Below are 19,491 nucleotides of genomic sequence, written 5' to 3' on the forward strand. Positions count from 1 at the left end.
GGTCAGGTTGCCCTGGCCCGCCGCGACGATTCCTTGGCCGAGCCAACGAAGCGAGTGGAACCACATGTACCAGCTGGCGTTCTTGTACGGATTCAGCGACCAGTTGATGTTGCCGCCGCCGTTACCGACCTTGTACGCCGCGTACGGTCCCCAGGTGAACTTGTCGGCGTACAGGTTCGCCAACGGGTTCTGTGTCTGCAGACCGCTGAACCCGGGGCACGCGTAGAACGGTGCCGCCAGGCTCTGGACCGCCGTGGTGCCGATGTCCGTGGCCGGAGCCGCCGTCGCGGGTACGACGTTGCTCGCGCCCGGCACGAACTCGGCCGCGCCCGGCTCCTCCGGCCCTGGGACGATCTGGATGCCGGGGGGCTCCCCCGGTGTACGAGTTTCTCCTGACGCCGTTCCTGCCCCCAGCAAGAGAACAGCGATCCCCACGGCCGCAACGGCCGTTCCCCTGAATCGCATGGAGTTGTACCTCTCCCCCCACCGCCCCCGGACGCCGGCGACGGTCACTGACCGAACCGGCGCGCACACAGCGCGCCCGACCTCGGGCAGCCCGCGGAGTCCGCGGGGGCGGTCAGCTCACCGAGGTTTGATCTCCCCTACCTGCCTTGATGCGCCCGGACCGCCGAAGGTTGCGAACACGACAGAGCGCCAGGACCCCAGAGGAGTCCTGGCGCTCAGGTGTTCGTTGGTTCAGCCCATGGTCTTCTGGCCGTCGATCGCTTCCCTGACGATGTCGGCGTGACCGGCGTGCTGGGCGGTCTCGGCCGCGATGTGCAGGAAGACGCGGCGGACGCTCCAGAAGACGCCCGGCGGCTGCCACGGAGCCGCGGGAAGTTCGTAGCTGGTCTCCAGGTCGAGGGTGCGGACGAGCTCGTCGGTGGCGGCCGCGACCTTCTCGTACTCCGCGAGCACCCCGGCCAGCGTCTCGCTCTCGGTCAGGCGGAACTGGTCCTGCCAGGTCGCCATCATCTCCGGCGTGTACTCCGTCGGCGTGCTCTCCCCCTTGCCCTGCGCGAACTCGGCCCAGTGCTGCTCGGTCGCGCTCACGTGCTTGATCAGCCCACCGACCGTCAGCTCGCTGACGGTGCTCCGGGTCCGCGCCTGCTCGTCGGTCAGCCCCTGCGCGGTGTGCCGCAGGAAGTACCGGTGCTTCCCGAGAAACTCCAGGATGTCCGCCCGCTCGTTTGTCGTCATGCCAAGAACTCTAGATCCCATAGCGGTCAGCTTCTGACCTCTACAGAAAACCGTGGTGGGTTCGTGGTCGGTGCGTGGTTCGGACGTGGTTGCTTGAGTTACCGCTTCTCGTGGCGGGTGCTTGGGGGCTAGCGTTTCGCGGGGGCGGCGACAGGGCCGGTCCCTTTGTGAGCAAGGGGGTTCACTGTGGGAACGATCACGACCAGCGACGGTACGGAGATCTTCTACAAGGACTGGGGAACGGGGCAGCCGATCGTCTTCAGTCACGGGTGGCCGTTGTCGGCCGACGACTGGGACAACCAGCTGCTGTTCTTCCTGTCGAAGGGGTACCGCGTGGTCGCGCACGACCGTCGTGGGCACGGCCGGTCGACGCAGACCGGTGACGGACACGACATGGACCACTACGCCGACGACCTGAAGGCGGTCGTCGACCACCTCGACCTGCGCGACTGCATCCACGTCGGCCACTCGACCGGCGGCGGCGAGGTCACGCACTACCTGGCCCGGCACGGCGAGGACCGGGCCGCCAAGGCCGCGCTGCTGTGCGCGGTCCCGCCGTTGATGGTGCAGACCGACGCGAACCCGGAGGGCCTGCCGAAGGCGGTCTTCGACGACCTCCAGGCACAGCTCGCGGCCAACCGCTCGGCCTTCTACCGCGCACTCCCGGAGGGGCCGTTCTACGGCTTCAACCGGCCGGGCGCCGTGCCGAACGAAGCGGTCATCGCGAACTGGTGGCGCCAGGGCATGATGGGCGGCGCCAAAGCGCACTACGACGGCATCGTCGCGTTCTCCCAGACCGACTTCACCGAGGACTTGAAGAAGATCAGCATCCCGGTCCTGGTGGTGCACAGCGAGGACGACCAGATCGTCCCGTACGCCGACTCCGGCCCGAAGTCGGCCGCGCTGCTCAAGAACGGAGTCCTCAAGACCTACAAGGACCTCCCGCACGGTCTGCCGACCACGCACGCCGACGTGGTCAACGCCGACCTCCTCGAGTTCTTCCAGTCGTAGTCCATCCACCCTCCTGGCTTCGTCACGCATCAGCGCGCCCTCCCGGCGACAGTCGCCTGACGAAAGGCATCACCGATGCACCTCCGCAGAACACGTTTTCTGGCGGTCCTCGGGGCCGTCCTCGCTGTCCTGATCGCGGCCGTGACCCCGGCCGCGGCGTCGGACTCGGGCGGCCCGAGACCGACCGTCGTGCTCGTCCACGGCGCCTGGGCCGACGGGTCCAGCTGGTCGAAGGTCACCAGCCGGCTGCTCGACGACGGCTACACCGTCCGGGTCCCACCGAACCCGTTGCGCAACCTGACCACCGACGCCGCGACGATCCGCGACTTCCTCTCCACCCTGTCCGGCCCGATCGTCCTGGTCGGGCACTCGTACGGCGGTGCGGTCATCACCAACGCCGCCACCGGCAACCCGAACGTCAAGGCCCTCGTCTACGTCGATGCGTTCGCACCCGACAAGGACGAAGTGGTGTTCCCGCTGGCCGGTGCCGACTCGGCCCTCGCCGTCCCGCCGGAAAACGTTTTCGACTTCGTCCCCTACCCCGGCGCACCGGCCGGTGACGTCGACCTGTACCTCAAGCACGACACGTTCCTGACCTCGTTCGCGTCCGGTGTATCGCGCCGGCAGGCCGAGAACCTCTACCCGTCCCAGCGCCCACTCGCGCTCAGCGCCGGCTTCACCCCGTCCGGACCGCCCGCGTGGGCCACCATCCCGTCCTGGTACGTGCTCGGCACCAAGGACCTGATCATCACCCCGGACGCCCAGAACTTCATGGCCACCCGGGCGCACTCCACCATCACCCGCATCCCGACCGGCCACCTCGGCCTGATCACCGACCCCGACGCGATCACCAAGGTCATCAAGACCGCGGTCCGCGCCACCCGCTGACCGTCGATGACGGCTTGCGCACGACGCTGCGCAGGCCGTCATCACCCGGCGCGAGGTGTTGTGCGGCCCGCCCCCAGGTGTTAGGTCGGAAAAGACCAGACGAGCCGGGAAACGGTCCCGGACCGATGGTCGGTCCTGGGGAGGGATCATGGGCAGACCACGCCTCATCATCGCTTCCGTCGCTGCCTTCGCAGCCGCCCTGTGTGGAGCCGCCGTCGCTGCCTACGCGGCACCGGCCACCGAGGTGACGGTCGGCAGTCCGCCGACCCCGTTCTCGCAGAACAAGCAGAACGAGCCCGCGGTAGCGATCGACGCGCACGATCCGGCGGTGCTGGCCGCGGGGGTGAACGACGAGATCGACATGGAATCGTGCGCGGCGGGTGACCCGAGCACCTGTCCGTTCACCGACGGCGTCGGCGTCTCCGGCGTCTACTTCTCGTTCGACAGCGGCCAGAGCTGGACCCAGCCGACGTACACCGGCTGGACCGCCAGGCACTGCCTCGGCCCGGCGGTCTGCGTTCCGCGCCTCGGCCCGATCGGTACGCTGCCGCACTACTACGAGGCCGGGCTGGTCTCCGACGGCGACCCGGCCGTCGCGTTCGGACCGCGTCCGGGCCCGAACGGCACGTTCTCCTGGGCCAACGGCTCGCGGTTGTACTACGCCAACCTGACGTCGAACTTCTCCGCCAACCGACGGCTGGAGACGTTCCGCGGTGTCGAGGCGATCGCGGTGTCGACCACCGACGACGTCCGCGCGGCGGCGGCCGGCAATGCCTCGGCCTGGACCGCGCCGGTGATCATCTCCAGGCAGTCCTCGACGACCTTCTCCGACAAGGAGCAGATCTACGCCGACAACGCGGCGAGCAGCCGGTTCTTCGGTCATGTGTACACCTGCTGGTCCAGCTTCCGCAGCAACAGCCATGGGAACGCCCTGCCGATCCCGCTGACCGTGGCACGGTCGGCCGACGGCGGCCGTACCTGGATCACGAAGCAGGTCGGACCGGCCTCGAGCAACGGCGTCAACCAGCAGGCCGACGGCTGCGTCGTCCGTACCGACAGCACCGGGAACGTCTACGTCTTCGGCGTCGGCGCCCGCAGCGGCACGAACTTCCAGCTGATGTACAAGTCGACCGACGGCGGCGCGCACTGGTCCGGACCGACCCTGGTCGCGCCCGTGGTCAAGCCCGGCGTCTTCGACCCGGTCGAGGGTCGCCCTGTGATGGACGGCATCGCCGGCGCCCGCGTCGACCTGGCCGGCGGCCCGAACGTCGACATCGCGAACGGCCGTCCCACCGGCGCCGGCGCGACCGACGAGCTCTTCATGACCTGGTCCGACGGACGGGCAGGCCTGAACAATGAGCAGCTGATGCTGACCTGGTCGGCAAGGGGCGGCACGTCCTGGGTCACCCCGGCGCCGCTCGCCCTGACGGCCGGGGACCGCCCTGTCTACACCGCGCCCGCGGTGTCCCCGGACGGCAGCGACCTGTACATCGTGCACAACTCGTTCACGACGCCGTACCGCGCCAACACGACGGATCCGCGCGGCCTGGTCGGCGAGGTCCGGCACGCGAACGTGTCCGGCGGCGTACCGTCCGGCTGGACCACGCTCGAACGCGTGCCGGGCGGTGATCCCCGGGGCAGCAGTGCGAACGCGCTGATCGCGGAGTTCCTCGGCGACTACGTGTACGCCGCCGCGACGAACGACCGCGCCGTCGCGGTCTGGAACGACGCCCACGAAGCGGGCGTCTGCGGGTCGATCAACGCGTACCGGGCCTCGCTCTACACGACGAGCCCGTTGCCGGCGCCGAACGTGCTGGCGACCTGCCCGGCGACCTTCGGCAACACCGACATCCTCGGAGGCAGTTACCCCGACCCGACACCGTAAGTCGAGCGGAGCAGGGCGCCGTCCGCCGGGCGGCGCCCTGCTCGCCAAATCGTTTGCGCGCTCCGGCCGGTCCGGCCAGGCTGACCGGATGAACGACGCGCTGCAGATCCGGCCGTTGCGGGCCGGCGATCCGGAGATGATCTCCGCGGCGATGACCGCGATCGGCTGGAACAAGCCCTTGTCGCAGTACGAGAGGTACCTGGCCGAGCAGGCAGCCGGGACGCGCGACATCCTGGTCGCCACGGTCGACGACGGGTACGCCGGCTACGTCACGGTGCGCTGGGAGTCGCCGTACGAACCGTTCGGCGGCATCCCGGAGATCCAGGACTTCAACGTGCTGCCGGAGCTGCGGCGGCGCGGGATCGGGACAGCGCTGATGGACGCGGCCGAGGCGCTGGTCGCGGAACGGTCGGCGGTGGTCGGGATCGGGGTCGGGCTGTACCCGGACTACGGGCAGGCGCAGCGGATGTACGTCCGGCGTGGCTACCTGCCGGACGGCCGCGGGCTGATCTACGACGGCCGCCAGGTACCGCCGATGGAAATGATCAGGAACGACGATTCCGCCACCCTGATGTTCACCAAACAACTGCGGTAGCGTCGATGGGGTGCGTGCGATCGAGTACTCCGTGACCGGTGAGCCCGACGTCCTGACCCTCGTGGACAGGCCGCTGACGGAGGTCGGACCCGGCGAGGTCCGGGTGCGGATCCACCGGTCGGGCGTCAACCCCACCGACTGGAAGTCGCGCCGCGGCAACGAGGCCGGTACGGCGGTGCACCCCGCGCAGGTGCCGAACCAGGACGGCGCCGGTGTCGTCGACGCCGTCGGCCAGGGGGTCGACGTGGCGCTCACCGGGCGCCGGGTCTGGCTCTGGGAGGCCGCGTACCAACGACCCGCCGGCGGGACGGCGCAGGAGTACGCCGTGGTCCCGGTGCGGCACGTGATGCCGCTGCCCGACGACGCGTCGTACGACCTGGGCGCCGCGCTCGGCGTACCGTTCCTGACCGCCCACCGCTGCCTGACCGTGACCGAGGACGGCCCCGACCGCCTCGGGCCGGGCAGGCTCGCCGGGCGGACCGTGCTGGTGGCCGGCGGCGCCGGGGCGGTCGGCAACGCGGCGATCCAGCTGGCCCGGTGGTCCGACGCGACGGTGATCACCACCGTGAGCGGTCCGGAGAAGGGCAATCTCGCCGGGCTCGCGGGCGCCGACCACGTCATCGACTACAAGCAGCAGGACGTGGTCGCCGAGGTCCGGGCGATCGCGCCCGGCGGCGTGAACACGATCGTCGAGGTGTCCCCGGCGGCGAACGCGGCCATCGACGCCGCGGTGATCGCCCCGCACGGCTCGGTGGCGGTGTACGCGACCGACGGCGGCCCGACGATGGAACTCCCGGTCCGCGCGTCGATGGTGCCCAACGCCCGCTGGCAGTTCGTCCTGCTCTACACCGCACCTGAGTCCTGGCGTCCACGCGCCCTCGCCGACGTCACCGCCGCCGTGGAAGCCGGCGCCGTCCGCATCGGCCCCGAAGCCGGCCTGCCGCTGCACCACTACCCCCTCGAGCGCGCCGCGGACGCCCACGCCGCCGTGGAGGACAGCATCGTCGGCAAGGTCCTGATCGACGTCGTCCCGGACTGACCAGCAGGCAGGAAGGCGAGCGCGGCCTAGGTGGCGGCGAGGAACGCCAGGCGTTGTTGCAGGGCCGCTGCGCAGCGGCAGGTCGGGTCGTCGGTGCAGAGCAGTGCGGCGGGGTCGTTCTCGACGAGTCGGCGGGTTGCGGCGAGCACCGCCTGCTTCGGGATCCGGCGGACCCGGGCCTGGCCGATCCGGACTTCCTTCGTCGCGGAGCGCAGGGCCGGCTCGACGGCGTCGAACTCACGGCTGTCGCCGGGGATGTTCGGGAGCTCGACCCACAGGCCGTCGGCGGATTTCGCGTACCGGTAGAAGCGGGAGCGGCCGAGGTGCTGCTCGGCGAGGTGGATCGTGGTGTTCGAGGTGTGGGAGACGCCGAGCAGCAGGACGTCGCCGTCGAGGGCCTCGATCGGGCCCAGCGGCCAGTCGGGGCGCTGGGCTTCGAGGAGCCGCTCGGTGGCCGGACCGGCGGCCTGGTAGGAAAACAGCGGATGTCCGGTGCGGAACGGCGAGCAGGTCTGGCGGAAAGTTTCCGGAATCGTTCCGAGCCACCGGTCGACCGGGAGCTCCGGACGGAAGCTGGTTGCCTGCGACAACCTTTGGTCGAAGTCCGGCCAGCTGTCCGCGTTCCAGTAGGCGTTGTGCGGGCGGACCAGTCCGGGCGGTGCGGGGAGTCCGGTGAGGTCCCAGGTGCCGGCCGGCATCAGCACGGTCCCGCAAACCTCGGTCAGCGCCGCGCAGACCGCCTCCGCGCCGCCGTCGACGTACCCGAAGGAACTCAGCGACGAGTGCACGATCACCTCGGACGTCCGGTCGAGCCCGAGCTTCCGCAGCCCGTCGACGAGATCCGCTCCGGTCACTGCCTCCGTTGCGCGCATCCCGGCAATATCCCATCCGCGGCCCCCGGTCCGCCTCGCATTTTCGGACAGTTGCGCGGACAGCCGGCGAGGGTGGACCGTCGGAGATGGGGTGGTTGCCATGATGCTGGTGGTCGGCGGGACCGGAGCGCTGGGCGGGCAGGTCGTTCGGGAACTGGTCGAGCGTGGGGTGGACGTACGGTGCCTGGTGCGCTCCGGCGCCGGGATTCCCGGGGCCGCGGTGGTCACGGGTGATCTGACCGATCCCGCGAGCCTGCGGAAAGCGTGTGCGGGGACGGAGACGGTGGTGGCGACGGCCACCGCGATCGGGCGGCTGCTGGCCGGTGTGCGCGGACCGTCGATCCGGGAGACCGACGAGGTCGGCATGCTGGCGCTCGTCGGCGCCGCCGAGGAGGCCGGCGTCCGGCGGTTCGTCTACGTCTCGTACGCCGGAGTGGACGCGGGACTCGGCGTACCGATCGAGCACGCCAAACTCGCCGTCGAGGACCGGCTGCGACGATCCGCCCTGCAACACGTCGTCGTCCGGCCCGACGCGTTCCAGGAGATCCACCTCGGGCCGCTCGGGCGGTTCGATCTCGCCCACGGCAAGGTCGGCGTGATCGGCAACGGGAACGCCAAGCATCGCTGGGTCAGCACGGCGGACGTCGCGGCGCTGATCGCCGCGGTGGCGGTGGAGCCCGATCCGCCGGAGCTGATCGAGTTCGGCGGACCAGAGGCGCTCAGCCGCACCGAAGCGATCGCGTTCGCGGAGAACCTCCTGCGGCGCAAGCTCAAGGTGCAGCGGCTGCCCGCCCCGGTCGCCCGGCCGGCGATCAAACTCCTCAGCCGAAGGAACGAGGCCGTCGCGTCGGTGCTCGGCATCGGCCTGCTGTTCTCCCTGCAGGACGTGCCGTGGACCGACGAGCCCTTACGCAGCAGGGGAATCGTCCCGCACCCGACGACCGACTTCCTCCGCGAGCAGGCAGCCCAGAGCTAGCTCAGTTCATCACCGTGGCGATGGAACACCCTCCAAGCGCCGTTCTCCCGCCGATAGAGCTGAGTGACCCGCAACGTGTACGTGCGCGGCTCACCGTTCCAGCTGGCCGACGTATGTTCGTAGCCGACCGTGTACGCGAGGTCACCGCTCACGTCCGCGGAAACGACCTCGTGCACGTACGACGTGCAGTCGGAGAAGTTCTGCTCCAGCAGGCCGAAGACGGCGTCGGCCTCGGCCGCCGTCGTGCCGGTCTTCCAGGCGCCGAACACCGTGACGGGTTCTGCGGTCGACCAGATCGCACGGCGCGGGCCGGCGTCACCGTTGTGGACCGCGATCTCCGCGTCCCGCAACTCGCTCTCCACCCACTTCAGGAAATCAGCTCGCTAACTCATGACCCGATTGCACCCCCTTGTCCCGTACGGCGCCAGGGATCGCGTTCCCGTCCGGCTGGGAAGAGGTCCCCGGAGGTCCGGAGCTCGCCTCGCGGGACGCCGTTGAAGTGATGTGTTTCCGGAGGCGGGTCTTCTGCTCGGGGTCCAGCCAGCTCGCCTCCAGCGCGTCGAGGGAGATGCCGACCATGTCCTGCCACGAGTAGCCGAAGGCCGCGGCGACGGCGTCGTACTCGGCGGCGAGGTCGAGGTCGATGAGAGCCGGGTCGTCGGTGTTGACGGTCGCGAGCAGGCCGGCGGCACGCAGCTGCGGGTAGCTGTGGTCCTCGAGCCGCGGAAACGCGTTCGCGATCAGGATGTTCGAGGTCGGGCACACCGTCAGCGGGATCCGGGTGTCCGCGAGGCGCCGGACCAATTCGGGGTCCTCCATGACCGACAGACCGTGGTCGATGCGCTCGACGCCGAGGACGTCGAGGCAGGTGGCGATCGCGGAGGCCGGCGAGTTCTCGCCCTGGTGCGCGGTCAGCCGGAAACCGGCCACGCGCGCCGCTTGGTAGGCCGGCAGGTACGAGGCCGGATCGATGCCCAGCTCCGTCGAATCCATCCCGACGCCCAGCACCCGCTCGATCCCGCGGGCGCCGGACCGGCGCAGCGCGGCGAGCCGGTCGACCAGTTCCAGCCCGGCCGCCGGCCCGAAGGCGCGATCCATGTCGGCGATCAGAAAGCACCCGGCACCGGTCTCCGCCTCAGCCGCAGACAGTCCCTCGTCCAGACCGGCCACGATCGACGCCAGGTCCTGCCCGTCGGCCAGGTGTCGCGCGGGGGTGAAGAACGCCTCCCGGTACACGACGCCGTGCCGGGCCCCGTCCACCACGGACTCGTACGCCAACCGGCTCCAGTCCTCCGCTCGGACCAGGGTCGACTGCACCAGCCAGAACACCCGCAGGAAGCCGTCGAGGGAGTCGTACCGATACAACTCCGAGGGTTCCGCGACCGGCAGCGGTACGTCGTTGCGCCGGGCAAGCTCCACCACCGTGGCCGGCCGCATCGTGCCCTCCAGGTGACAGTGCAACTCCACCTTGGGCAGCGCGTCGAACGTCGTCATACCTGCGATGATGACGGCAACCTAACAAGCCTGGAAGAGACCCGTTCCCCGATAGACGGCGTGCAGGCGCAGCACCACCTCGGTCGGTGGGTGCAAGGGTGCGGGTGGGCTCGCGGTGAACTCGCGGGCCGCCGTACGGCGGAAGCTGTCGCCCGGCTCGGCGCCGCCCGCGGGAAGCTCCCACCGGCCGGAGTCGCGGCTTCGCTGGAACAGGATGCGGTCGTCCGGGTCGATCGCGAGGACCTGTGCGCCCGGCAGCAACAGCAGCCGGGAACCGACGTCGCGCCGGAGCCCGGAGAGGTAGGAGTCCACGGATGAGAGGGTAGGGCCGTGGACTGGGTACGGCGGCGGGCGGGATCCCTGCTCGGGGTGGGGTTGGTCGGCGGGCTGGTGTGGACGACGGTCGTCACGTTGTCGATGCCGAACTGGTACGACCCCGGCGAGGACTGCGCGCGCAAGGTCGGCGCCGTCGACGCGGTGCCGCGGACCAGCTGGTTTCCACCCTCGGCGAGCTGCGTGTCCGGCGACGAGGTCCGTCAGTACATGTCGACGACCCGCTCGGCGGTGCTGTCCGTGGTCGGCGTCCTGCTGCTGGTCCTGATCGCGACCGCCCTGATCCTGACCGTACGGCGGCTCGGCGGCGACCCCGGCCCGACCAGGACCGGCGGCGACGACCTCAACCGCCGCCGCCGATCGCACCTGGTGTACGGAGCGCTGGACATGGCGGTCGCGTTCGCGTTCCTCACGCTCCTGAACGCGGCGGCGATCGTCTTCGGGAGTCTTCCGGGCGCCGTCCTGTTCCTCGTCGCCGCGCTCGTCGGCCTGAGCGCGTTCGGCGCCGTGCTCGACCGGCACATGGGCCCGCTGCCGAGCACCGCGCTCGACTCCCGCCGCCGGGGTACGGTCGCCGGCCTCACGGCGTTCGGCGTGGTGTTCGCCGCGACCGCCGTCACCGGCCAGCTCCCGTTCTTCCGGTTCTGGGCGTTCCCGCTCGGCGCGATCACGTACGCCGTGATCGTCGCCGTGCAGTGGTCACGCGTCAGCAAGGCCACCCGGGCTCGATGTTCTGATTGAGGTGGAAGACGTTCTCGGGGTCGTACTCGCACTTCACCCGCGCCAGCCGCCGGTAGTTGTCCTCGCCGAAGCCCGCGATCACGCGGCTCTGCCCTTCGTTGCCGATGAAGTTCAGGTACACGTAGCCGGTGGCCCACTCCTGCAGGTCCGCACACAGGTCACGGGCCCAGCGGATCCCGCGCGCGTCGTCGCCCGCGTCCTCCCAGAGGCCGAACGGGTGCACCACCCAGGCCGACTTGCGGTGCGGCAACGGCCACGTGTCCGCGGCCCGCAGGACCTGGCCGCCCCAGGGCGCGATCAGCTGCTGTGAGGGCGACGGACTCGGCATGTCCGTGACCCGGTCGCAGAACGCGTCGACGGCGGCGTCCGGGAACGCGGACAGGTGCTCGGCCGACCAGTAGTTGCGGAACCCCGGCGGATCGTCGAGCGCCGACTGCACCACGTCGTACGGCACCTCGGCGACCATCACGCCCTCCGGAGCCAGCGCGAACATCGGCGCGAACACCTCCCGGGCGTCGGCCTCGGTGCCGGCGTAGACCATCGCGACCCCGACCAGCAGCTCGCCCTGCAGCTGGGCCGGGACGAACTCCTCGGGCGGACCGGTCAGGTACACCGCCGCGCCGCCGAGCTCGTCCGGCGCGCCGCCTTCGATCAGGTCCCGGTACGCGCGCAGCACCTGCGGTCCGGCCTCGCCCGGCCACAACAGCAACCCGAGTGTGGCCGTGGGCAACGGCTGGAGGCGGAAGGTCAGCGACGTGGCGACGCCGAAGTTCCCACCGCCGCCGTGCAAGGCCCAGAACAGCTCGGTGTTCTGGGTCTCGTTCGCGATCACCAGCCGGCCGTCGGCGGTCACGAGCTCGACCGAGACCAGCGCGTCACAGGCCAGGCCCCACTTGCGCTCGAACCAACCGGACCCGCCGCCGAGGGTGAGCCCGGCGACGCCGGTTGTCGAGGCCCGGCCGCCGGTCGTCGCCAGCGCGTACGGCGTACAGGCGCGGTCGAAGTCGCCCCAGGTCGCGCCGCCGCCGACCCGGGCGATCCGCGCCTCCGGGTCGACCTGGACGCTGTTCATCCGGCGCAGGTCGACGACCAGACCGCCGTCGGTGACCGCCGTCCCGGCCACGCCGTGACCGCCGCCGCGGACCGCGATCTCCAGCTCCCGGTCGACGCCGTACCGCAGCGCCGCCTGGACGTCGGCCGCCGACTCGCACTGCGCGATCATCGCCGGCCGCTTGTCGATCATCCCGTTGAACACGGCCCGCGCCTCGTCGTACGCCGGGTCGCCGTCCTGCAGCACCACTCCCCCGAACCCGTGGGGCCGAGCGTGCTCGATCGTGTCGGACATGGTGGGACTCCCCCCTTGCTCACTCCCCCAGGTGATCCACCGATCGTGCAACGCGGCCCGGTCGGGGTCAACGCCCGGCCGGTTACCTCGGCCTCACGTGATCGCGTGTCCACCAAGGGCTTTCGGGCGATCACGCCCCGAGACGGTCTGTGATCACCGGCCGTCCGTCGGTAGGGTCGAGGGGTGACTGATGCGGCGGTGATCGGCGGTGCGGGTCAGGTCCTGACCGAGGACGAGGTGACGGCGTTCGTCGGCGAGGCCCTGGCCGGCGCGGGCCTGGCCGGGCGGAGTGTCTGCGTGATCGTCCCGGACGCCACCCGGAGCTGCCCGCTGCCGCTGCTCCTGAAGGCGGTCACCCAGGCCCTGAAGGACAGCCAGGTCACGATCTTGGTTGCCCTGGGCACCCACGCGGAGATGACGCCGGACGAGCTGCGCAAGCACCTCGGCGGTGACTATCCGAACGTGATCAACCACGAGTGGTGGAAGCCCGAGACGTTCGCCGACCTCGGCACGATCGGTCCGGACCGGGTCGGGGAGATCTCCGGCGAGATGCTGCGCGACGAGGTCCCGGTGAAGCTCAACCGCGCGGTCGTCGAGCACGACGTCGCGCTGGTCGTCGGACCGGTGTTCCCGCACGAGGTGGTCGGCTTCTCCGGCGGCAACAAGTACTTCTTCCCGGGCGTCGCCGGTCAGGAGGTCATCGACTTCTCGCACTGGCTGGGCGCCCTGATCACCAGCGCGAACATCATCGGTACGCCGGGCGTCACGCCGGTCCGGGCGCTGATCGACGAGGCCGCCGCGCTCATCCCGGCCGAGAAGCTCGCGCTGTCGGTGGTCGCCCAGTCCGGCACCGACGCGCTGCACGCGGTCGCGTTCGGTGACACGGTCTCGTCCTGGCGCGCGGCCGCCGGGATCTCCGCGCAGACCCACGTCCGCTACCTCGACCACCCGGTGCGGCGCGTGGTCTCGGTGATGCCGCCGAAGTACGCCGACATCTGGACCGCGGCCAAGGGCTTCTACAAGGTCGAGCCGATCGTCGCGGACGGCGGCGAGGTCATCCTGTACGCGCCGCACGTCACCCAGCTGGCCGCGATGCACCCCGAGATCGAGGAGATCGGCTACCACTGCCGCGACTACTTCCTCGGTCAGTGGGACAAGTTCCGCGACCTGCACTGGGGTGTCCTCGCGCACTCCACGCACCTGCGCGGCGCCGGCACCTGGGACCCGGTCAACGGCGAACACCTCCGGGTCCGGGTCACGCTCGCCACCGGCATCCCCGAGGACGTCGTCCGCCGGGCCAACCTCGGCTACCTCGATCCGGCCGACGTCGACCTCGCCGCGTGGGAGGCCGACCCGGAAACGTTCGTCGTACCGAACGCCGGCGAGACGCTGTACCGGCTCAAGGCGTAGGCGGCGAACCTCTTCCACCGCGCGGTGACCGGCCGGTAACCTCGGGCGGTATGGCTGAGGTCGTCATCATCGGGTCCGGGTTCGCCGGGCTGTGCATGGGAATCAAGCTGCGGCAGGCCGGGTGTGAGGACTTCGTCATCCTGGAGAAGGCCGACGACCTCGGCGGCACCTGGCGGGACAACACGTATCCGGGCTGCGCGTGCGACATCCCGTCGTACCTCTACTCGTTCTCGTTCGAGCAGAACCCTCGCTGGACGCGGATGTTCGCGCCCTGGGACGAGATCCTCGCCTACCTGCGGCACTGCGCCGGCAAGTACGGCATCGCGGACAAGATCCGGTACGGCGCCGAGGTCACCGAGGCGGCCTTCGACGAGACGACCGGCCACTGGACCGTCACGGTCAACGGCGACGAGACGGTCGAGACCCAGGCGCTGGTCGCCGGCGTCGGCAGCCTGCACAAACCCAAGCGCCCGGACATCCCGGGCCTCGAAACCTTCGCCGGTACGACGTTCCACTCGGCGCAGTGGGACCACTCGGTGGACCTGCACGGGCAGAACGTCGCCGTGATCGGGACCGGCGCGTCGGCGATCCAGTTCGTGCCGGAGATCGCCCCGCAGGTCGCCCGCCTGGACGTGTACCAGCGGACGCCACCGTGGATCACCGGGAAGCCGGACCGCGCGATCGGCGGCTGGGAACGCAAGCTGCACGAGCGGTTCCCGGCCGGCCAGCGGACCATCCGCAATGCCATCTACTGGGGTCTCGAAGGCCGCGGCGCCGGCTTCGCCGGGAACCCGAAGCTGATGAAGGGCCTCGAGCTGCAGGCGAAACGGCACCTGCACAAGCAGGTCACCGACCCGGAGCTGCGGGCGAAGCTGACCCCGGACTACCAGATCGGCTGCAAGCGGATCCTGATCTCGAACGACTACTACCCGGCCCTGGCCCGGCCGAACGTCGACCTGATCACCGACCCGATCACACGGGTCACCCCGACCGGCGTGGTCACCGCCGACGGCACCGAGCGGGCCTGCGACACGATCGTGCTCGGCACCGGCTTCGACGTCTCGGCCAACCTGACCCGGATGCCGGTCCTCGGCAAGGACGGCGTCGACCTCGCCGAGCACTGGAAGCGCAGCGGGATCGGCGCGCACCTCGGCATCACGGTCGCCGGGTACCCGAACCTGTTCCTGCTGGTCGGTCCGAACACGCTCCTCGGCCACTCGTCGATGGTGTTCATGATCGAGGCCCAGGTCCGCTACGTGATGCAGGCGCTGCACCTGCTCCGGCGGCGCAACGCGACGTACGTCGAGGTCCGCGAGGAGGTCCAGGACCGCTTCGTCGGCGAGGTCCAGGGCGAACTCGGTGACACCGTCTGGAATGCGGGCTGCACCAGCTGGTACCTGGACAGTGCCGGGCGGAACTCCACGATCTGGCCGGAGTGGACCTTCGCGTACTGGCGACGGACCCGGCGGCTCGATCCCGCGGACTTCGCCGTCGTCCATTAGGTGATCACCCGGACTCCTGGAGTAGGAGCCCGGGTGTCTCGGCGTACGACCTTGGGATGAGCGAAAGACCGATCCGGAGGCCGATGTCTACGCGGCGGTCCTGAAGGACTCTTGAGACATGGAAATCCTTCAGATCGCCGGAGCGGCAGTCGTCGTGATCGGAATCGTGATCACGGCGCTGATCGCCATCATCCCGTCCGTTGTAGACCGCTGAGGTCAGTCGGCCGACAGATGGACCAGCAGGTCCTGCCGGGTCAAGACGCCCACCGGCTTCCCGTCGTCCAGAACCATCAGGGCGTCCCTGCCCTCGAGCAGCTCGACCGCCTTGGCGACCGGTTCACCGGCGCCCAGCGACGGCAGGGCCGGGTCCATGTGCTGCTCGACGATGTCGGCCAGCCGCGCCTTGCCGGAGTACAGCGCGTCCATCAGCGTCCGCTCCGACACCGCGCCGGCCACCTCGGCCGCCATCACCGGCGGCTCCGCCCGGACGACGGGCATCTGCGAGACGCCGTACTCCCGCAGGATCGCGACCGCCTCGGCGATCGTCTCGTGCGGGTGGGTGTGCACCAGCGGCGGCAGACTGCCGTCCTTGCCGGCCAGGACGTCACCCAGGGTGGTGCCCTGCCGGGTGTGCGCGAGGAAGCCGTACTGCGCCAGCCAGTCGTCGTTGAACACCTTGGTCAGGTAGCCGCGGCCACCGTCCGGCAGCAGGACCACGATGACGGCGTCCGGGTCGTCGAGCTCGTGCGCGAGCCGGATCGCGGCCGCGGCGGCCATCCCGGCCGAACCGCCGACCAGCATCGCCTCCTCGCGGGCCAGCCGCCGGGTGAGCGCGAACGAGTCGGCGTCGGAGACCTCGATGACCCGGTCGCAGATGTCGCGGTCGTACGTCTCGGGCCAGAAGTCCTCACCGACGCCCTCGACCAGGTACGGCCGGCCGGTACCGCCGGAGTACACCGAGCCCTCCGGGTCGGCGCCGATGATCTGCACCTTCCCGCCCGAGACCTCCTTCAGGTACTTCCCGGTGCCGCTGATCGTGCCGCCGGTGCCGACGCCCGCGACGAAGTGCGTGATCCTGCCCTCGGTCTGCTCCCAGATCTCCGGGCCGGTGGTCTCGTAGTGCGAGCGCGGGTTGTTCTGGTTCGCGTACTGGTTCGGCTTCCAGGCGCCCTCGATCTCGCGGACCAGGCGGTCGGAGACGTTGTAGTACGAGTCCGGGTGCTCGGGAGCGACCGCGGTCGGGCAGACCACGACCTCGGCGCCGTACGCCTTCAGGACGTTGCGCTTGTCCTCGCTGACCTTGTCCGGGCAGACGAAGACGCACTTGTAGCCCTTCTGCTGGGCGACCATCGCCAGCCCGACACCGGTGTTGCCGGAGGTCGGCTCGACGATGGTGCCGCCGGGCTTGAGCTCGCCGGAGGCCTCCGCGGCCTCGATCATCCGGACCGCGATCCGGTCCTTCACCGAGCCGCCGGGGTTGAAGTACTCGACCTTGGCGAGCACCAGCGGCTTGGCACCGTCGGTGGTCTTGGACAGCCTCACCAGCGGGGTGTTGCCGACGAGGTCCAGGAGAGATTCTGCGTAGCGCACATCTTCACTGTAGTGATACGCACGGCTTTCCCCTATTTTCACTTGCGTCGCTGTCACAGCGTGTAATCCTGTACCCATGAGTAGAGCCAGGGCAGCGAAGAAGCTGGCCCAGGCCGCAGCTTTCGGGGGCGGGGGACTCGGACTCATCGGTGCCACGTTGTACGGCGTACTGACCGCTGAGGCCGAGTATGCGAAACGCGTGATCGGACCGATGCGCTACTACCCGACTCCGGGCAACGGTCTGTACGGCCGGTATCCAGGACATCCGATCACGTTCGCCATGCTCGGCGACTCGAGCGCCGCGGGGTACGGCACCGACTCGCCGGACGAGACCCCCGGGGTGCTGCTCGCCTCCGGGCTGGCCGAGCTGGCCCAACGGCCGGTCCGCCTCGTCGACGTCTCCAAGACCGGCGCGAAGTCGACCGACCTCGCGGCCCAGGTCGACGCCGCGCTGCAGGCCGGCCCGCACGTCGCGGCGATCATGATCGGCGCGAACGACGTCAAGGCCAAGATGCCGCCGTCGACCTCGGTCCGGCTGCTGTCGGCCGCCGTCCGCCGGCTGCGCGCCGCCAACTGCGAGGTGGTGGTGGGAACCTGTCCGGACCTGGGCGTGGTCCGGCCGATCGTGCCGCCGCTGCGGTGGGTCGCCCGGTCCCTGAGTCACCGGCTGGCCGCCGCCCAGACCATTGCAGTGGTCGAGGCAGGCGGCCGGTCCGTGTCGCTCGGCTCGCTGCTCGGCGAGGTGTTCCGGACCAACCCGTCGATGTGGGGCCGGGACAACTTCCATCCGTCGGCCACGGGGTACGCCGCCGCGTCGGCGGCGCTGCTGCCGTCGGTGGCGGCCGCGATGGGCATCGGCACCGAGTCGTTCGTGCACCCGGAGCCGTTCCGCGGCGAGGCGATCCTGCCGATCGCCGAAGCCGCCGTCCAGGCCGCGCGCCAGGCCGGTACCGAGGTCGCCGCGACCGAGGTCGGCGGGCGCTCCCGCGGTCCCCGGGGCCGGTGGGCCGCGCTCCGCCATCGCCGCCGCCATCCGAAGGCCGAGGTCGACCGGGTGGAACAGCCGACGGACGCGATCCCGGTGGGTCAGTAGTTGCCGGACTTGTGCGTCCGCTGAGCGGGGACTTTCATGTCGGGAGTCTTGCCTCCGGACGGCCGGGTGGTGCACAGTCGATAACTACGCGGTACCCCGATGACGGGAGGCGAAGATGGGCTTGAACCACTCCGAGGAGACGCATCGGCGTTTGGTGGAGGCCGTGCCCAGATGCACCGGACGCGCAATGACCGAGTGGTTCCAGCTGATGAACGACGGACCGTCGTTCCTGCGCTTCGACGACAGAGTGAGATGGCTTGCCGGCGAGTACACACTCGCGCACGGGCACGCTACCGCCATCGTCCACGAGTACGACCTGGTCAAGGCGCACCGGCGAATGGGCTGAGCCGCAAAGGAGAAGAATTCGAAGACCTGCCCTTTCAGGTGGAAGGGCGGGTCTTCGTCGTTCTGAGGACCACCTCGTTGCCCTCCGGATCGGCCACCAGGTAAGGCTTCTCGGACAGCACCCGCCCACCCACCGCCGCGATCCTGTCCTCCGGGTCCGGTACGGCGAGCTCGAACCGGATCCGGTTGCGCTGCGGCCGGGGTTCCTGCAGTTGCTGGAAGAACAGCACCGGATTCAGCCGGCGCGGATCGTAGATGTCGGTGACGTCCGGCCGCGGGTCGGGCCGGTAGCCGAGCAACCGCATCCAGAACGCGCGCATCGCCGGTACGTCGAGCGCGTCGATGCCGAACTGCACGAACCGCAGCGGCGCGGGATCCGCCCGCAACCCGAAGTCCTCCGCGGCGGACTCGATCCGCCGCGCCAGCGCGGCGAACGCCGGATCCGCTCCGCCGCTGCCGTCCTCCCACGCATCCTTCCCGCTGTCGAGGACAACGCCTTCCGGCCGGATGTCGATCAGCAGCGACAGGCACGCGGCGTCGGCCAGCTCCGCCACGCTTGTCACGAACCGCGCGGTCGCCTGCGGGTAGAACGTCATCGCGCCGAACAGCGCGTACCAATCCGTCGTCCCCGGCAGCGGGTCCCCGGGCACCAGGTCGACCTCGTTGCCCTCGTCGTCGGCGAGCATCACACCGAACGGGCCGGTCGGTTCGCGGCCCGCCCGTGCGCGCGTCACCTCGGCCGCCGGTCGCACCACATCCACGTGGATCCGGTTGCGCAACGGCCGCGCCTCGTCGAGCCGTCGTACCGCGAAGGACGGGTCCCGCCGGAGTGGATCCTCGAGACAGCCGGCCCCCGCACGCCGGTACCCGAGCACGGGCTCCCAGAACGAGCGCACAGTCGCGGGATCGGCCGCATCCAGACCGAACCGCAGGCTCTGGACCGCCGCGGGATCCGCCGTCAGTCCCAGCTCGGCGGCCGTGGCATCGACCTCCTGGAGGGCGTCGGTGTGCACGCGGACGCCGGTACCCCGCACGTCCACGTCGATGGTTGCCGGGAGGGCTGCGGCCAGCGCCGCGCCGGCGGCGTGCGAGCCAGCCTCGTACCAAACAGCAGTCATGCTGATCACGGTAGAGCCAGAACCGGACGGTGCGCGTCCGGAACATCGGGCGCG

Annotated in this window: 19 protein-coding genes and 1 pseudogene; 11 read left to right on the plus strand and 9 right to left on the minus strand. The window is 70.3% G+C overall.

The annotated features are described in order from the left end of the window. Nucleotides 1-465, minus strand: a pseudogene (locus AB0L64_RS37400) (hypothetical protein); the annotation flags it as partial. 231 nt (nucleotides 466-696) lie between these two features. Next, complete coding sequence (locus AB0L64_RS37405) at nucleotides 697-1,200, minus strand: DinB family protein (protein ID WP_363717716.1); 504 nt, start codon at nucleotides 1,198-1,200, stop codon at nucleotides 697-699. A gap of 186 nt (nucleotides 1,201-1,386) precedes the next feature. Between AB0L64_RS37405 and AB0L64_RS37410 the strand changes: the two genes are divergently transcribed. The 5 genes from AB0L64_RS37410 (at nucleotide 1,387) to AB0L64_RS37430 (ending at nucleotide 6,618) form a co-directional block, all read left to right on the plus strand. Then, nucleotides 1,387-2,211: an alpha/beta hydrolase gene (locus tag AB0L64_RS37410; RefSeq protein ID WP_363717717.1), complete on the plus strand. Its 825-nt coding sequence runs from the start codon at nucleotides 1,387-1,389 to the stop codon at nucleotides 2,209-2,211. Nucleotides 2,212-2,286: 75 nt separating this feature from the next. Then, the gene (locus tag AB0L64_RS37415; RefSeq protein WP_363717718.1) at nucleotides 2,287-3,099 is read left to right on the plus strand and encodes an alpha/beta hydrolase; all 813 of its coding nucleotides are present in this window, start codon (nucleotides 2,287-2,289) and stop codon (nucleotides 3,097-3,099) included. 148 nt (nucleotides 3,100-3,247) lie between these two features. Then, the gene (locus tag AB0L64_RS37420) at nucleotides 3,248-4,984 is read left to right on the plus strand and encodes a sialidase family protein (protein WP_363717719.1); all 1,737 of its coding nucleotides are present in this window, start codon (nucleotides 3,248-3,250) and stop codon (nucleotides 4,982-4,984) included. A gap of 88 nt (nucleotides 4,985-5,072) precedes the next feature. Then, entirely contained in the window at nucleotides 5,073-5,579 is a 507-nt protein-coding gene (locus tag AB0L64_RS37425; RefSeq protein ID WP_363717720.1) for a GNAT family N-acetyltransferase, read from the plus strand. A 10-nt stretch (nucleotides 5,580-5,589) separates the two neighbouring features. After that, the gene (locus tag AB0L64_RS37430) at nucleotides 5,590-6,618 is read left to right on the plus strand and encodes an NADPH:quinone reductase (RefSeq protein WP_363717721.1); all 1,029 of its coding nucleotides are present in this window, start codon (nucleotides 5,590-5,592) and stop codon (nucleotides 6,616-6,618) included. 26 nt (nucleotides 6,619-6,644) lie between these two features. On the opposite strand, the gene AB0L64_RS37435 is transcribed toward AB0L64_RS37430, so the two are convergent. Beyond that, nucleotides 6,645-7,490, minus strand: a complete 846-nt coding sequence (locus AB0L64_RS37435) for an AAC(3) family N-acetyltransferase (protein WP_363717722.1) — start codon at nucleotides 7,488-7,490, stop codon at nucleotides 6,645-6,647. A 100-nt stretch (nucleotides 7,491-7,590) separates the two neighbouring features. On the opposite strand from AB0L64_RS37435, the gene AB0L64_RS37440 reads away from it, so the two are divergent. Then, the gene (locus tag AB0L64_RS37440; RefSeq protein ID WP_363717723.1) at nucleotides 7,591-8,466 is read left to right on the plus strand and encodes an NAD(P)H-binding protein; all 876 of its coding nucleotides are present in this window, start codon (nucleotides 7,591-7,593) and stop codon (nucleotides 8,464-8,466) included. Here AB0L64_RS37440 and AB0L64_RS37445 read toward each other — a convergent pair. The 3 genes from AB0L64_RS37445 to AB0L64_RS37455 are packed head-to-tail and all read right to left on the minus strand — an operon-like array spanning nucleotide 8,463 to nucleotide 10,272. Further along, entirely contained in the window at nucleotides 8,463-8,828 is a 366-nt protein-coding gene (locus tag AB0L64_RS37445) for a nuclear transport factor 2 family protein (protein WP_363717724.1), read from the minus strand. The genes AB0L64_RS37440 and AB0L64_RS37445 overlap by 4 nt on opposite strands. Nucleotides 8,829-8,841: 13 nt before the next feature. Next, nucleotides 8,842-9,960, minus strand: a complete 1,119-nt coding sequence (gene add, locus AB0L64_RS37450; protein WP_363717725.1) for an adenosine deaminase — start codon at nucleotides 9,958-9,960, stop codon at nucleotides 8,842-8,844. A 21-nt stretch (nucleotides 9,961-9,981) separates the two neighbouring features. Then, on the minus strand, nucleotides 9,982-10,272 hold the full coding sequence (locus AB0L64_RS37455; protein WP_363717726.1) for an NUDIX domain-containing protein: 291 nt from the start codon (nucleotides 10,270-10,272) through the stop codon (nucleotides 9,982-9,984). Between the two features lie 18 nt (nucleotides 10,273-10,290). Here AB0L64_RS37455 and AB0L64_RS37460 point away from each other — a divergent pair, with 18 nt between their 5' ends. Next, nucleotides 10,291-11,034, plus strand: a complete 744-nt coding sequence (locus AB0L64_RS37460; protein WP_363717727.1) for a hypothetical protein — start codon at nucleotides 10,291-10,293, stop codon at nucleotides 11,032-11,034. Here AB0L64_RS37460 and AB0L64_RS37465 read toward each other — a convergent pair. Further along, complete coding sequence (locus tag AB0L64_RS37465) at nucleotides 11,000-12,379, minus strand: FAD-binding oxidoreductase (RefSeq protein WP_363717728.1); 1,380 nt, start codon at nucleotides 12,377-12,379, stop codon at nucleotides 11,000-11,002. The two genes, AB0L64_RS37460 and AB0L64_RS37465, sit on opposite strands and share 35 nt — an antisense overlap. 183 nt (nucleotides 12,380-12,562) lie before the next feature. Between AB0L64_RS37465 and AB0L64_RS37470 the strand changes: the two genes are divergently transcribed. Together AB0L64_RS37470 and AB0L64_RS37475 are read left to right on the plus strand one after the other, a co-directional pair. Continuing rightward, nucleotides 12,563-13,789, plus strand: a complete 1,227-nt coding sequence (locus AB0L64_RS37470) for a lactate racemase domain-containing protein (protein ID WP_363717729.1) — start codon at nucleotides 12,563-12,565, stop codon at nucleotides 13,787-13,789. A 50-nt stretch (nucleotides 13,790-13,839) separates the two neighbouring features. Then, on the plus strand, nucleotides 13,840-15,291 hold the full coding sequence (locus AB0L64_RS37475) for an NAD(P)/FAD-dependent oxidoreductase (RefSeq protein ID WP_363717730.1): 1,452 nt from the start codon (nucleotides 13,840-13,842) through the stop codon (nucleotides 15,289-15,291). A 216-nt stretch (nucleotides 15,292-15,507) separates the two neighbouring features. On the opposite strand, the gene AB0L64_RS37480 is transcribed toward AB0L64_RS37475, so the two are convergent. Next, entirely contained in the window at nucleotides 15,508-16,881 is a 1,374-nt protein-coding gene (locus AB0L64_RS37480; RefSeq protein WP_359926530.1) for a cystathionine beta-synthase, read from the minus strand. 76 nt (nucleotides 16,882-16,957) lie between these two features. On the opposite strand from AB0L64_RS37480, the gene AB0L64_RS37485 reads away from it, so the two are divergent. Next, nucleotides 16,958-17,974, plus strand: a complete 1,017-nt coding sequence (locus AB0L64_RS37485) for an SGNH/GDSL hydrolase family protein (RefSeq protein WP_363717731.1) — start codon at nucleotides 16,958-16,960, stop codon at nucleotides 17,972-17,974. A gap of 115 nt (nucleotides 17,975-18,089) precedes the next feature. Further along, nucleotides 18,090-18,320 (plus strand): DUF4287 domain-containing protein, encoded by a 231-nt coding sequence (locus AB0L64_RS37490; RefSeq protein ID WP_355477090.1) that lies wholly within the window; start codon nucleotides 18,090-18,092, stop codon nucleotides 18,318-18,320. 34 nt (nucleotides 18,321-18,354) lie between these two features. Here AB0L64_RS37490 and AB0L64_RS37495 read toward each other — a convergent pair whose 3' ends face one another. Further along, a complete protein-coding gene (locus AB0L64_RS37495) occupies nucleotides 18,355-19,437 on the minus strand; it encodes a VOC family protein (protein ID WP_363717732.1) in 1,083 nt (360 codons plus the stop codon). Nucleotides 19,438-19,491 lie beyond the last annotated feature (54 nt).

Origin of the sequence: Kribbella sp. NPDC051936 (genome assembly GCF_040680955.1) — a bacterium.
GTDB lineage: Bacteria > Actinomycetota > Actinomycetes > Propionibacteriales > Kribbellaceae > Kribbella.